This window comes from Pseudomonas sp. SDI (assembly GCF_003105155.1).
Classification (GTDB): Bacteria; Pseudomonadota; Gammaproteobacteria; order Pseudomonadales; family Pseudomonadaceae; genus Aquipseudomonas.
The window spans coordinates 1-14,125 of the sequence record NZ_QETK01000050.1 but is presented as its reverse complement, the minus strand read 5'-3'; the positions used below and the strand labels follow the sequence as shown (position 1 = coordinate 14,125).

Genomic DNA, 14,125 nt, shown 5'->3' with positions numbered 1-14,125 from the left:
CTCCCACAGTGGTCAACTCAGTTCCCTGTGGGAGCGGGCTCGTCCCGCGATAGGGGCAGCAAAAATCTTCAACCTTCCCCAGCAACCACCCCCGGGGCCGTATAGACTAGCGCACTTGCTTAGCCTGCTATGGATTCCCGATGAACCTGCGAACCATCCTGATTCTCGGCGCACTCAGTGCGTTCGGGCCGTTGGCGATCGACTTCTACCTGCCCGGCTTCCCGGCCATGGCCCAGGCCTTTGCCACCGACGAGAAACACATCCAGACCACCCTGGCCGCCTACTTCCTCGGCCTGTCCCTCGGCCAGTTGGCCTACGGCCCGATTGCCGACCGCTTCGGTCGACGGATCCCGCTGCTGTTCGGCGTTAGCCTGTTCACCCTGGCCTCGTTCGCCTGCGCCTACGCGCCGAACCTCGACACGCTGATCCTCGCCCGCTTCGTCCAGGCCCTCGGCGGTTGTGCTGGCATGGTGCTATCGCGCGCCATCGTCAGCGACAAGTGCGACGCGGTCGGCTCGGCCAAGGTCTTCTCGCAACTGATGCTGGTGATGGGCCTGGCGCCGATCCTCGCGCCGATGCTCGGCGGCCTGATGGTCAACCTGTATGGCTGGCAGTCGATCTTCCTCGCCCTGACCCTGTTCAGCGCCCTGTGTGCCCTTGCGGTCGCCCTAGGCCTGCCGGAAAGCCTGCCGGCCAACCAGCCACGCCAGCCGTTGTCCGGCGCACTGCGGGCCTATGCCAGTTTGCTCAAGGACCGCCTGTTCATCGGCCACGCGCTGACCGGCGGCATCGCCATTGCCGGGATGTTTGCCTATATCGCCGGCTCGCCATTCGTCTTCATCAAGCTTTATGGCGTGCCCGCCGAGCACTACGGCTGGCTGTTCGGCAGCAACGCCGCCGGGTTCATCCTGGTGGCGCAGGTGAATGCACGGCTGCTGGCCAAGCGCGGCCCGGCCTTCCTGCTGGCCCGTACGGTGTGGGTGTACCTGGCGGCGGGGCTGATACTGCTGGGGATCAGCGCCCTGCATACCGCAGCCTTGTGGCCGCTGCTGATTCCGCTGTTTGTGTGTATTGCCAGCTTGGGCTGCATCATCCCCAATGCCTCGGCTTGCGCCATGAGCGGGCAGGGCGCCCGCGCCGGTAGTGCCTCGGCGTTACTCGGCTGCCTGCAGTTCAGCGTGGCGGCCGCTGCCGCCGCGCTGGTGGGGGTGTTGCACGATGGCAGCGCGCTACCGATGGCGATTGTCATCAGCCTGTGCGGCGTGGCCGCCGTTACCGCGGCAACCCTGACTCGGCGCCTGCAGCTCAGCCGGCCCGTTTGAGCGGGTGCGGCGCCTGCAAGCGCGCCTGCAGGGTGTTGACGAAGGCGCGGGCCTCGGCCTCGCTGCGGAAGCTGACCACATGCTGGTCGAGCTGAACCTGCCAGGGACACTCGGGTTTTCTGGCTGACGCACTGACGACGATCTTCATCGCGGACTACCTCCAGTGGGCTAGGGCTGATGCATTGTAGCCCCGCTCCTGGCCTGCGGCATGCCTTGGGTCAGCGCGCTGACTGACGGTCATGCCGCTTGGGTAAAACCCCTCAGAACCCTTCCAGAACGATCTTGCCCTTGGCCGCGCCGCTTTCCAGCAGGGCATGGGCGCGGCGCAGGTTTTCGGCGTTGATGGTGCCGAAATGCTCGCCGAGGGTGGTCTTCAGGGTGCCCGCGTCGATCAGTGCGGCGACCCGGTTGAGCAGGGTGTGCTGGGCGAGCATGTCCGGGGTTTCGAACAGCGAGCGGGTGTACATGAACTCCCAGTGCAGTGACAGGCTCTTGCGCTTGAGCTTGACCACGTCGAGCTGTTTCGGATCGTCGATCAGCGCCAGCTTGCCCTGTGGGCGCAGGGCTTCGACCAGTTGATCGAGGTGCTGGTCGGTCTGGGTCAGGCTGGCAACGTGGGTCACGTCGGCGATGCCGGCGGCCTTCAGGGCCGCGGCCAGCGGCTGACGGTGGTCGACCACCACCTGCGCGCCCAGCTCACGGGCCCAGGCCTGGGTTTCGGCGCGCGAGGCGGTGCCGATCACCTGGAGGCCGGTGAGCTGGCGCGCCAGCTGAGTCAGGATCGAACCGACGCCGCCGGCCGCGCCGACGATCAGCAGGCTCTGGCCGAGGTCGGCGCGGCCTTCGGCGATCTGCAGGCGGTCGAACAGCAGTTCCCAGGCGGTGATCGCGGTCAGCGGCAATGCCGCCGCTTCGGCGAAACCAAGGCGCTTCGGCATGTTGCCGACGATGCGCTCGTCCACCACGTGCAGTTCGCTGTTGGCGCCGGCGCGGGCGATGGAACCGGCATAGAAAACCTTGTCGCCAGGCTGGAACAGGCTTACCTCGCTGCCCACCGCCTTGACCACCCCGGCCACGTCCCAGCCCAGCACCTTGGCCGCGCCGCCTTCGGGCTGCACGTTCTGCCGCACCTTGGTGTCGACCGGGTTCACCGAGATGGCTTTGACTTCCACCAGCAGGTCGCGCGGGCCGGGGGTGGGAGCGGGCAGTTCGATATCTTGCAGCGCAGCGGCATCGCTGATCGGCAGGGACTGGTAATAGGCAACGGCTTTCATCGGGCACATCCTTCAAGGGGGGCAATGGTGCCCATCATTGGCCCTTTCACTCTTGGTTAAAAGCCGCTAAAAGCGCAGGATCTTTCAATAATTTTTTGATAATGGGGCTCGTGCCATGCTGCGCTTCGATGATTTGCAGGTGTTCGTGCGGGCGGCGGAACTGGGCAGCCTGTCGGCGGCGGCACGCCAGCTGGACCTGTCGCCGGCGGTAGCGAGTGCAGCGCTCAAACGCCTGGAGCGTCAGCTCGGCGCGCGGCTGCTGGCGCGCTCCACGCGCAGCCTGCGGCTGACCGCCGAGGGCGACGGTTTCCTGCTGCATGCGCATGCCGCGCTGGCCAGCCTGGAGGATGGGCAGCGCTTGCTGGCGCAGGGGCGCGACAAGGTCAGCGGGGTGTTGCAGTTGTCGGCACCCTCGGACTTTGGACGCAACGTGCTGCTGCCTTGGCTGAACGAGTTGCAGCGCGAGCACCCGCTGCTCAACGTGCGCTTGCTGCTGGGCGATCGTAACGCCGACCTGTTCCGCCAACCGGTGGATGTTGCCGTGCGCTATGGTGCACCCGAGGATTCGAGCCTGGTGGCAGTGCCGCTGTGCCCGGAAAACCGCCGCGTGCTGTGTGCTTCGCCGGCTTACCTGGCGCGCTGCGGCACGCCGCGCAGCGTCGAGGAACTCAACCGGCACAATTGCCTGCTGTACCAGCTCGGTAATCGTGTGCACGACCAGTGGCGGTTCGGCGAGGGCGAGCAGCAGCTCAGCGTGCAGGTACGTGGCGACCGCTTCTGCGACGACGCCGACGTAGTACGGCGCTGGGCCTTGGCCGGAGTTGGGGTTGCCTATAAATCCTGGCTGGACGTAGCGGCCGACGTGCAGAGCGGCCAGTTGCAGGTGATCTTGCCGCAGGTGCGTGGCGAAGCGGCGCCACTGCATTTGCTGTGCACCCATCGGGCGCCGCTGGGCAAGCCTATCCAGTTGCTGCGCGACCTGCTCAAGGCGCGTTGCCAGCAGGTGCAACGCCAGCGGATTTGATGACCGTGCCGTTACAGGTCTGACAGTCTGGACTGAATCACTTGAAGGGAAATATAACTTTGTCTGTAGGGTATTGCCCACGCAGTACTTTCGGGAACTACTGGTTCACTTTCTGACGTCGCTTGTGCTGCGCGCGGTCGGCCGCTTCGTTGAGCAAAACGGCGGTTTTTCGTGCCCATTCGCAAACTGCGCCAGGTTGCGCAAACCTCGCCAAGGGGGTGGCAATCGGGCTGAATTTACATAGGGAAACCCGGCTTATACTGCCCGCGCACTGCCGGCCCGGACGCGACGTTTCCAGGGCAGTCGGCATGGCCGCAAATGTCAGTGGGTCCCTTGTCAGGGAATAATGATTTCGCAGGGAGTGAACCTATGCAATTTGTTACCAGTATCAGCCAGATCGCCAGTCTGCTGGCCGACCCTAAGCGCAGTGCGATGCTGTGGGCCCTGATCGACGGGATGGCCCGACCTTCCGAAGAACTGGCCATGATGACTGGCCTGAGCCCCTCGTCTGCGTGCGCGCATCTGGCGCGGTTGTCGGCGGGTGGCTTGCTCAAGCATGAGGCGCGTGGGCGCAAACGTTATTTCCGCCTGGCGACCCCGGAAGTCGGGGCGGCGGTAGAGGCCTTGGCCAGTGTGCCGGTGAGTGTTTGCCCGCCGTGCGATCACGAGGCGCGGGAGGCCGGGATGCCGCTGTCGATGCGGCGGGCGCGGTTATGCATGGATCATCTGGGCGGCGAGGTGGCCGTCGAGCTGTTGCAGCGGTTGCTGGATGCGCGCTGGCTGGAGATTGTCGAGCAGCAGGTGGAAGTGACCAGTTTGGGGCGCGAGCAGTTTGCCCGTTTGGGGATCTTTATCGATGCGGTGGCGTTGCGCCAAGGGCGCTTGGCCAGTGCCTGCCAGTGCTGCAGCGAGTGGACGCAGCAGCGGCCGCACCTGGGAGGGGCGCTGGGCAGCAGCCTGTTGAAGTTGTTCGTGCAGTCCGGGTGGGCACGGATCAACGATGAGACGCGGGTATTGCAGTTGAGTGCCTTGGGCTTGGACGAGATTCGGCGGATCGCGCGACACGGTATAGAAACGCCAGGGATGGCGTTGGTGTCGGGGGAGGTGGCGGCGGATCAGCACCCGCGGTGAAGGCGCTGGCCTTGCTCTTGATCCACCTGCCCCGCACGCGCCGTTGGTCCATGGATGGGCCGCCGGCGGAGCGTTACCGTCACTTAACCAATCGAGCATCCAGGCTATTCTGCGCCAGGCGACGAGCCTGATCCTCGGTCATCCCCAGGTGCTCATGCAAGGCGTGGAAGTTCTCCGTTACATAGCCACCAAAGTACGCCGGGTCATCCGAGTTCACCGTTACCTTCACCCCACGCTCGAGCATCTCGAGGATGTTGTGCTCGCGCATATGATCGAACACGCACAACTTGGTGTTGGACAACGGGCACACCGTCAACGGAATCTGCTCGTCGATGATCCGCTGCATCAGCCGCTCATCCTCGATGGCCCGCACACCATGGTCGATCCGCTGGATCTTCAGCAGGTCCAGGGCTTCCCAGATGTACGCCGGTGGCCCTTCCTCGCCCGCGTGCGCCACGGTCAGGAAGCCTTCGCTGCGGGCGCGGTCGAAGACCCGCTGGAACTTGCTCGGCGGATGCCCGCGCTCCGAACTGTCCAGCCCCACGGCAACAAATGCATCACGGAATGGCAGGGCCTGGTCGAGGGTCTTCTGTGCTTCTTCTTCACTCAGGTGGCGCAAGAAACTCAGGATCAGCCCGCTGCTGATGCCCAGCTGCTGTTGGCCATCCTTCAGTGCTCCGGCGATCCCCGCCAGCACCACTTCAAAGGGAATGCCCCGATCGGTATGGGTTTGCGGGTCGAAGAACGGCTCGGTGTGGATAACGTTCTGCGCCTTGCAACGCTGCAGGTACGCCCAGGTCAGGTCGTAGAAGTCCTGCTCGGTGCGCAGCACATCGGCGCCCTGGTAGTAGAGGTCGAGGAACTCCTGCAAATTGTTGAACGCGTAGGCCGCGCGCAAGGTTTCGACGTCGTTCCAGGGCAGGGCAATCTTGTTGCGTTCGGCCAGGGCGAACAGCAACTCGGGCTCCAGCGAACCTTCCAGGTGCAGGTGCAATTCTGCCTTGGGCAGGGCGTTAAGCCAGTCGTACATAGCAAATTCTCATCAGGTGCGGTGGCCGCCATTCTACAGAAGCCGATCCCGCACCGCGGTGAAACCTCACCGAGCGGGCGACACGGGAGCCCTGGCTGCTTGGTCTGGGCTCCCGTGCCGCGCTCATTATCATGCTGGCGTTTCTCGGTCTTTAGCCGGCGATCAACTGCGCCGCTGCTTCGCGATGTCTGGCAATCAGCCCCTGGATGTCCATGCCTTCGATCTGCCCGTCGATCACCCGCCACTGGCCGCCGACCATCACCCGGTCGGCACGGTCGGCGCCGCACAGCAGCAAGGCCGAGAGCGGATCGTGGCTGCCGGAGAAACGCAGCTCGTCGAGCTTGAACAAGGCCAGGTCGGCCTGCTTGCCCACCGCCAGTTCACCGATGTCGCTACGCCCAAGCAACTGCGCCGAACCGCGGGTGGCCCAGCCCAGCACGCGCTCCGGGGTGATCGCTTCGGCGCCGTAGCGCAGGCGTTGCAGGTACAGCGCCTGGCGCGCTTCAAGGATCATGTTGGAGGCATCGTTGGACGCTGAACCGTCGACGCCCAGGCCCACCGGGGCGCCGGCACCGGTCAGTTCGAGGGTCGGGCAGATCCCCGACGCGAGGCGCATGTTCGAGCTCGGGCAGTGGCAGATACCGGTACCGGCCGCGCCCAGGCGGGCAATTTCGTCCGGGTTGAAGTGGATGCCGTGGGCCAGCCAGGTGCGCGGGCCTAGCCAGCCGACGCTGTCCAGGTAGTCGACAGTGCGCAGGCCGAAGCGTTGCAGGCAAAAATCTTCCTCGTCGAGGGTTTCGGCCAGGTGGGTGTGCAGGCGCACGTCCAGCTCGCGGGCAAGCACGGCGCTTTCGCGCATGATTTCCGGGGTGACCGAGAATGGCGAGCACGGCGCCAGGGCGATCTGGATCTGTGCACCGTCACCACGCTCATGGTAGCTGTGGATAAGTCGCTGGCTGTCTTCCAGGATCACCGCGCCTTGCTGCACGGTCTGTTGCGGCGGCAGGCCGCCGTCGGCTTCGCCGAGGCTCATCGAGCCGCGCGTGAGCATGGCGCGCATGCCCAGTTTGCGCACGCTCTGCACCTGCACGTCGATGGCGTTTTCCAGGCCGTCGGGGAACAGGTAGTGGTGGTCGGCGGCGGTGGTGCAGCCTGACAGCAGCAGTTCGGCCAGGGCCACTTCGGTGGCCAGTTCAAGCTTGGCCGGGGTCAGCCGCGCCCACACCGGGTAGAGGGTCTTCAGCCAGGGGAACAGCGGCTGGTTGACCACCGGCGCCCAGGCGCGGGTGAGGGTCTGGTAGAAATGGTGGTGGGTGTTGATCAGGCCAGGCAGGACCACATGTTCGTGGGCATCGAAGGTGTGCGCGCAAGGTTGCGCAGGGGGTTGGCCGAGGCCGAGGATTTCAGTGATGACGCCGTCTTCGATCACCAGACCGCCACGGGCGTCGTGGTTGTTGGCAGTGAAGATGGCAAGCGGGTTTTTCAACCAGATACGGGTCGCAGGCATGGTGCCGGCTCCTCTGAAAGTGTGTTCAGGTTAGCCAGCTCAGTGTTGCCCTGTCTGCTGATCCAGGTCCGCCGCGGTGGGCGAGGCGTCGAGTCTACACCCACCGCGAGGCCAATCACCAGACCAGCGCGTCACCTTTGTAATCGATGAACTGCAGGCCACCTTTGCCGGCGTTGGCCTTCACCTGAGCAAGCATCCCGCGGGTGCTGGTGAGCACGTCGATGTCGGCGCCTTCGCCGCCCATGTCGGTTTTGACCCAGCCCGGGTGCATGGCCAGTACGCTGAGTTGCGGCCGGGCGAGGCTCACCACGAAGCTGTTGATCATCGAGTTGAGTGCCGCCTTGCTGGCTTTGTACAGGCACATCTCGCTGGCGTCGGGAATGCTCACGCTACCCAGGATCGAGCTCATGAAGGCCAGCACGCCGTCGTCGCGCACCTGCCCGGCAAAGCGCTGGGCAACGCGGATCGGCGACACGCTGTTGGTCAGGAACAGCTCGCCGACATCGGCCGCTTGCACCTGCTCCGGGTCCTGCGGCTGCGGGCCCATGATCCCGGCGTTGACGAACAGCAGGTCGAAGTTCTGCCCCTTGAGGCGTTGCTGTAAGGCATCGAGCTGGCTGCCGCTGTTCATTTCCAGGGTTTCCACCTGAACGCCGGCGACGGCATTCAGGGCGCTGGCCTTGGCCGGGTCGCGCACGGTGGCGACGACGTGCCAGCCGTCTTCGCGCAAACGCTGAACCAGGCCGAGGCCCAGGCCACGGGAGGCGCCGATGATCAGGGCGGTTTTTGCGACGGTCATGAATGAACTCCTTTCGAGGGCGGAACGGCTTGTGGTCGTAAAGGGCAGGCCTGCTGCAGGCGGTGGTGCAATTCCAGGCGCAGTTCGCCCAGTTCGGCGATGCGCGGTTTTGATGAACAGCACCAGTTGCGTGGTTTCCTGTGGATAGTCACGGTAGCCGTTGGCACTGCGCTGTGCACGAATCAGCCCGCGTTCTTCATAAAAACGCAGGGTATCGCAGCTTTCGGCGCAAGCCTGGGCCCGCGGGATGGTTAAAAAATGAACAGTTGCCTGTGGAGGCGGCCCAGTAAGCATTTGCCACACAGGTACACGGTTTATCCACAGCTTGCTCCACAGTATTTGTGTGCAACCTGAAAAACTGTGCACAGGCCCGTAATACCTGCGTTTCAGCTCGGCGGAGATGCTTCAAGCGGTTGATTTTCAGGCAAAAGCAGCGCTGCCATGAAGACTTGATCAAAATCTGATCGCTCGCCTGTAAGCCACGTATTTAAAGGCTCACAGACGAATGCTAAGAGGTTATCCACAGTCAGGCCCACAGTGGATGTGGGCAAGTTGTCAGCGGCGCTCCAGCAGGATCCGCCCACGGCTGAGGTCGGCCAATTGGCGTTGCAGCGGTTCGATCTGCGCTTCGCCCACCGCCAGCAGCAAGTCGACGCCATTGGCGGTGAATTGTTCGTCGAGCAGCAGACCGTCGGCTTCGCCAAGGCGCAGCTTGAGCAGCGCCAGTTCGCTGAACGTGCAACTGCAGCGCAGTTCAACGCGGCTGACCAGCAGACGCTTGGGCGCCTGTTGCAGGCATTTGTTGGCGCCGCCGCCGTAGGCGCGGGCCAGCCCCCCGGTGCCGAGCTGGATGCCGCCGTACCAGCGGATCACCAGCACCACGACCTGATCGCAGTCCTGTGCTTCGATCGCCGCCAGGATCGGCCGCCCGGCCGTGCCGCCGGGCTCGCCATCGTCGCTGCTGCGGTATTGGTCGCCGAGCTTCCAGGCCCAGCAGTTATGGGTGGCCGCCGGGTCGCTGTGCTGCTCGAGAAAACGCTGGGCGTCGGCAGGACTGGCGATCGGCGCGGCTAGGGTAATGAAGCGGCTCTTGCGAATCTCTTCGCGAAACTCGCAGGTGTCGAGCAAGGTAGAAGGCATAAACGCGGTTCAGTTCGGTGGGGTCAGGCCACAGCCTTTGAGGATGATGTGGATAAGGTTGTTGCTGGCGTCTTCCATGTCCTGCTTGGTCAGGCGGCTGCGGCCGGTGACCTGGCAGATCTGGGTGGCGAAATCGGCATAGTGCTGGGTACTGCCCCAGAGCAGGAAGATCAGGTGCACCGGGTCGACCGGGTCGAGCTTGCCGGCGTCGATCCAGCTCTGGAACACCGCTGCCCGGCCCTTGAACCACTCGCGGTAGTCCTGGCTGAAATACTGGCTCAGGCACTGCCCGCCGCTGATGATCTCCATGGCGAAGATCCGCGAGGCTTGCGGGTTGCGACGAGAGAACTCGATCTTCGCGCGAATGTACTGGGCCAATGCCAGCGCCGGGTCGTCGTCGGCGCTGAGGGCGTTGAAGGTGCTGTCCCACAACTCGATGATGTTGCTCAGCACCGCGACGTACAGGCCCAGCTTGTTGCTGAAGTAATAATGCAGGTTGGCCTTGGGCAGCCCGGCCTTGAGTGCAATGGTGTTCATGCTGGTGCCCTTGAAGCCGTGTCGGGCGAATTCGTCCTCGGCGGCCTGGATGATGGCCTGCTCGTTCTTCTGGCGGATGCGCCCGGCGGGCTTGGCGACTGTCGGGCGGTGGGCAGGAACTTCAAAGGTCATGGGCGATTCCACGCAGCACGGGTTGGTAGGGCATCAGCACTGATACCCCAGCCGCGCGGGGCAGACAAGCGTTGACCACGGAAAATGCGCAAATGCCTATCACCGGGTCGCTGCCAGGCTTTCGAGGAAGCTCTCCAGCACCAGGTGCGGGCGTCGGCCCTTGCGGGTTACCCAGCACAGGCTGAGGTCGTAGAAACGCTCGCTGGCCTTGAGTGCCCGCAGGCGGCCCTGCTGCACCCAGAAGCTGGCGTAGTGGTCGGGCAGGTAGCCGATGAAGCGCCCGGTAAGAATCAGGAAGGCCATGCCTTCACGGTCGGAGGCACTGGCGGTGCAGCGCAGTGCCTGGTAGTGCGCCTGGATATCGGCCGGCAGGCGGAAGGTCGGGGCGATGGCTTCCTGGCTATTCAGGCGTTCGTCGTCGAGCTGGCGGTCGTCCACGTAGAACAGCGGGTGGCCGACGGCGCAGTAGAGCAGCGAACGCTCGCTGTACAACGGCTGGTATTCGAGCCCGGACAACGGGCTGGTCTGCGGCACCACGCCGACATGCAGGCTGCCGTCGAGCACGCCTTGTTCAACCTGGCTGGGGGCGATCATGCGGATCTGGATGCGCACGTCCGGGCCACGGTCCTTGAGCTCGGCCAGGGCGTGGGTGATGCGCATGTGCGGCAGGGTGACCAGGTTGTCGGTCAGGCCGATGTTCAGCTCGCCGCGCAAGTGCTGGTGCAGGCCATTGACTTCGGTACGAAAACTTTCCAGGGCGCTGAGCAACTGCAAGGCCGACTGATAGACCTCGCGGCCTTCCTCGGTCAGGGAGAAGCCGGCGCGCCCGCGTTGACACAGGCGCAAACCCAGGCGCTGCTCCAGGTCGCTCATCTGTTGACTGATGGCCGAGCGGCCGATACCGAGGACGTTTTCTGCCGCCGAGAACCCCCCGCACTCGACCACGCTGCGGTAGATCTTGAGCAGGCGGATATCGAAATCACTGACCTGCGCGAGGGGCTCGGGGCGACGGCTCATAGTTTAGTGTCCGGCTAACTGAAGATTAGAAAAGTAGGCTTTTTCGAACTTTATCGCCGTGACAACGTAGCTGCAACTACACCTGTCACCCTCATGCTGCCCTATTGCCTTGCGAGGTCTTGCCCGATGAACATGCCTGAATACGCGACTGCCGGTCTGGCCAGCCAGCTCAAGCTGGATGCACACTGGATGCCGTACACCGCCAATCGTAATTTCCAGCGTGATCCACGGCTGATTGTCGCGGCCGAAGGCAACCACCTGGTCGATGACAAGGGGCGCAAAATCTTCGACGCCCTGTCCGGCCTGTGGACCTGCGGCGCTGGCCACACCCGCAAGGCAATCCAGGAAGCGGTGTCGCGTCAGCTGGGCGTGCTCGACTATTCGCCAGCGTTCCAGTTTGGTCATCCGCTGTCGTTCCAACTGGCCGAGAAAATCACCGAGCTGACCCCCGGCAACCTGAACCACGTCTTCTATACCAACTCCGGCTCCGAGTGCTGCGATACCGCGGTGAAGATGGTCCGTGCCTACTGGCGCCTGAAAGGCCAGGCCACCAAGACCAAGCTGATCGGTCGCGCCCGTGGCTATCACGGGGTGAACATCGCCGGTACCAGCCTGGGTGGGGTCAACGGTAACCGCAAGATGTTCGGTCAGCTGCTGGATGTCGACCACATTCCGCACACCGTGCTGCCGGGTAACGCCTTCAGTAAGGGCATGCCGGAGGAGGGCGGTATTGCCCTGGCCGACGAAATGCTCAAGCTGATCGAGCTGCACGACGCCTCGAACATCGCCGCGCTGATCGTCGAGCCGCTGGCCGGTTCCGCTGGCGTGCTGCCGCCACCGAAGGGCTACCTGAAACGCCTGCGCGAAATCTGCGACCAGCACAACATCCTGCTGATCTTCGACGAAGTGATTACCGGCTTTGGCCGCATGGGCTCGATGTTCGGTGCCGAGGCTTTCGGTGTGACCCCGGACCTGATGTGCATCGCCAAGCAGGTCACCAACGGTGCGATCCCGATGGGCGCAGTGATCGCGACCAGCGAGATCTACCAGACCTTCATGAACCAGCCGACTCCTGAGTACGCGGTGGAGTTCCCGCACGGCTACACCTACTCGGCGCACCCGGTGGCGTGCGCTGCCGGTATCGCCGCGCTGGACCTGCTGCAGAAGGAAAACCTGGTGCAGGGCGCTGCCGAACTGGCACCGCACTTCGAGAAGATGCTGCATGGGGTGAAGGGCGCGAAGAACGTCATCGATATCCGTAACTATGGCCTGGCCGGGGCGATCCAGATTGCCGCGCGTGATGGCGATGCCATCGTGCGGCCTTTCGAGGCTGGCATGAAACTGTGGAAGGCCGGCTTCTACGTGCGCTTCGGCGGCGACACCCTGCAGTTCGGGCCGACCTTCAACACCCAGCCGCAAGAGCTCGACCGTTTGTTCGACGCGGTCGGCGAAGTGCTGAATCAGATCGACTGATCCCTCTTTATATAAGCAGGCGCGAACGGCGTGCCTGCGCTGCCCCTTTTCTGGAGTTTTGCATGAGCATTGTTCAGCACCTGATTCACGGTGAATTGGTTTCTACCGGCGAGCGTACCGCCGAGGTGTTCAACCCGTCGACCGGCGAGGCGATCCGCACGCTCGACCTGGCCAGCCGGGAAACCGTGCAGCAGGCAATCGACTCGGCCAAGGCCGCGTTCCCGGCCTGGCGCAATACCCCGCCGGCCAAGCGCGCCCAGGTCATGTTCCGTTTCAAGCAACTGCTGGAGCAGAACGAAGCCCGTATCTCGCAGATGATCAGCGAAGAGCATGGCAAGACCGTGGAAGACGCTGCCGGTGAATTGAAGCGGGGCATCGAGAACGTCGAGTTCGCCTGTGCAGCCCCGGAAGTGCTGAAAGGCGAGTACAGCCGCAACGTCGGTCCGAACATCGATGCCTGGTCGGACTTCCAACCACTGGGCGTGGTGGCCGGTATCACCCCGTTCAACTTCCCGGCCATGGTGCCGCTGTGGATGTACCCCCTGGCCATCGCCTGCGGTAATTGCTTCATCCTTAAACCCTCCGAGCGCGACCCGAGCTCGACGCTGTTCATTGCCCAACTGCTGCATGAAGCCGGCCTGCCCAAGGGCGTGCTGAACGTGGTGCACGGCGACAAGGTTGCGGTGGATGCGCTGATCGAGGCGCCGGAAGTGAAAGCGCTGAGCTTTGTCGGTTCGACGCCGATTGCCGAGTACATCTATAAGGAAGGCACTGCCCGTGGCAAACGTGTTCAGGCCCTGGGCGGGGCGAAGAACCACGCGGTGCTGATGCCCGATGCCGACCTCGACAACGCGGTCAGCGCACTGATGGGGGCGGCGTACGGCTCCTGCGGCGAGCGCTGCATGGCAATTTCGGTGGCCGTGTGTGTCGGTGATCAGGTGGCAGATGCGCTGGTGGCCAAGCTGGTGCCGCAGATCAAGGCGTTGAAGATCGGTGCCGGCACCTCCTGCGGGCTGGACATGGGCCCGCTGGTGACGGCGGCCGCGCGCGACAAGGTCGTGGGTTACATCGACGATGGCGTTGCCGCCGGTGCACAGCTGGTGGTGGACGGTCGTGGCCTGCGTGTGGCAGGCCACGAAGATGGCTACTTTGTAGGCGGCACCCTGTTCGACCGGGTAACCACCGAGATGCGCATCTATAAAGAAGAGATCTTCGGCCCGGTGCTGTGTGTGGTGCGGGTCGACAGCCTGGAACAGGCCATGCAACTGATCAACGATCATGAGTACGGCAACGGTACCTGCATCTTTACCCGGGACGGCGAAGCGGCGCGGCTGTTCTGCGACGAGATCGAAGTGGGCATGGTTGGGGTCAACGTGCCGCTGCCAGTGCCGGTGGCTTACCACAGCTTCGGCGGCTGGAAGCGTTCGCTGTTCGGCGACCTGCATGCCTATGGTCCGGATGGCGTGCGGTTCTACACCCGTCGCAAGGCGATTACCCAGCGCTGGCCACAGCGGGCCAGCCACGAGGCGTCGCAGTTCGCCTTCCCTAGCCTGTAATTGCGCGGTACATAAAGGGAGGCCGGTAGGCCTCCCTTTATGCTTTTTGGGCTTTTTTGACCGTGATGACAGATTTGTTGCAAATAAGGGTTGACGGCCGATTTAATCTCTCTATAATTCGCCCCACTTCCGGCGCAGTCGAAACGGAAAACTCCTTGAGAATCAACGAGTTAGATGTTTCAG

General features: G+C 63.7%; 13 protein-coding genes and 1 pseudogene. 5 read left to right on the top strand and 9 right to left on the bottom strand.

All coding sequences use genetic code 11. The features are described from left to right. Positions 1 to 140: 140 nt before the first annotated feature. Positions 141 to 1,322, top strand: coding sequence for a multidrug effflux MFS transporter (locus tag DCO48_RS22105; RefSeq protein WP_116552736.1), 1,182 nt, complete (start codon positions 141 to 143; stop codon positions 1,320 to 1,322). On the opposite strand, the gene DCO48_RS22795 is transcribed toward DCO48_RS22105, so the two are convergent. Beyond that, positions 1,306 to 1,470 carry a hypothetical protein gene (locus DCO48_RS22795; protein WP_165840821.1) on the bottom strand — a complete coding sequence of 55 codons (165 nt, stop codon included), beginning with the start codon at positions 1,468 to 1,470 and terminating at the stop codon, positions 1,306 to 1,308. The genes DCO48_RS22105 and DCO48_RS22795 overlap by 17 nt on opposite strands. Before the next feature lie 112 nt (positions 1,471 to 1,582). Beyond that, entirely contained in the window at positions 1,583 to 2,596 is a 1,014-nt protein-coding gene (locus DCO48_RS22100; RefSeq protein WP_116552735.1) for a zinc-binding alcohol dehydrogenase family protein, read from the bottom strand. Between the two features lie 115 nt (positions 2,597 to 2,711). Between DCO48_RS22100 and DCO48_RS22095 the strand changes: the two genes are divergently transcribed. Beyond that, positions 2,712 to 3,620, top strand: coding sequence for a LysR family transcriptional regulator (locus tag DCO48_RS22095; RefSeq protein WP_116552734.1), 909 nt, complete (start codon positions 2,712 to 2,714; stop codon positions 3,618 to 3,620). Between the two features lie 369 nt (positions 3,621 to 3,989). Next, positions 3,990 to 4,751, top strand: a complete 762-nt coding sequence (locus DCO48_RS22090; RefSeq protein ID WP_116552733.1) for a helix-turn-helix transcriptional regulator — start codon at positions 3,990 to 3,992, stop codon at positions 4,749 to 4,751. Positions 4,752 to 4,830: 79 nt separating this feature from the next. On the opposite strand, the gene DCO48_RS22085 is transcribed toward DCO48_RS22090, so the two are convergent. The 7 genes and pseudogenes from DCO48_RS22085 to DCO48_RS22055 form a co-directional block, all read right to left on the bottom strand. Continuing rightward, entirely contained in the window at positions 4,831 to 5,781 is a 951-nt protein-coding gene (locus DCO48_RS22085) for an adenosine deaminase (RefSeq protein WP_116552732.1), read from the bottom strand. A gap of 151 nt (positions 5,782 to 5,932) precedes the next feature. Continuing rightward, positions 5,933 to 7,288: an 8-oxoguanine deaminase gene (locus DCO48_RS22080; protein WP_116552731.1), complete on the bottom strand. Its 1,356-nt coding sequence runs from the start codon at positions 7,286 to 7,288 to the stop codon at positions 5,933 to 5,935. 115 nt (positions 7,289 to 7,403) lie between these two features. Continuing rightward, complete coding sequence (locus DCO48_RS22075) at positions 7,404 to 8,087, bottom strand: SDR family oxidoreductase (protein ID WP_116552730.1); 684 nt, start codon at positions 8,085 to 8,087, stop codon at positions 7,404 to 7,406. 141 nt (positions 8,088 to 8,228) lie between these two features. Continuing rightward, positions 8,229 to 8,381, bottom strand: a pseudogene (locus DCO48_RS23060) (MerR family transcriptional regulator); the annotation flags it as partial. Positions 8,382 to 8,642: 261 nt separating this feature from the next. Further along, positions 8,643 to 9,227, bottom strand: coding sequence for a YigZ family protein (locus DCO48_RS22065; protein WP_116552729.1), 585 nt, complete (start codon positions 9,225 to 9,227; stop codon positions 8,643 to 8,645). A 9-nt stretch (positions 9,228 to 9,236) separates the two neighbouring features. After that, entirely contained in the window at positions 9,237 to 9,896 is a 660-nt protein-coding gene (locus DCO48_RS22060; protein WP_116552728.1) for a TetR/AcrR family transcriptional regulator, read from the bottom strand. Positions 9,897 to 9,995: 99 nt separating this feature from the next. Further along, complete coding sequence (locus DCO48_RS22055) at positions 9,996 to 10,913, bottom strand: LysR family transcriptional regulator (RefSeq protein ID WP_116552727.1); 918 nt, start codon at positions 10,911 to 10,913, stop codon at positions 9,996 to 9,998. A gap of 126 nt (positions 10,914 to 11,039) precedes the next feature. Here DCO48_RS22055 and DCO48_RS22050 point away from each other — a divergent pair, with 126 nt between their 5' ends. Further along, a complete protein-coding gene (locus DCO48_RS22050; RefSeq protein ID WP_116552726.1) occupies positions 11,040 to 12,386 on the top strand; it encodes an aspartate aminotransferase family protein in 1,347 nt (448 codons plus the stop codon). Positions 12,387 to 12,448: 62 nt separating this feature from the next. Then, positions 12,449 to 13,942, top strand: coding sequence for a CoA-acylating methylmalonate-semialdehyde dehydrogenase (locus tag DCO48_RS22045; RefSeq protein ID WP_116552725.1), 1,494 nt, complete (start codon positions 12,449 to 12,451; stop codon positions 13,940 to 13,942). Positions 13,943 to 14,125: the final 183 nt, after the last annotated feature.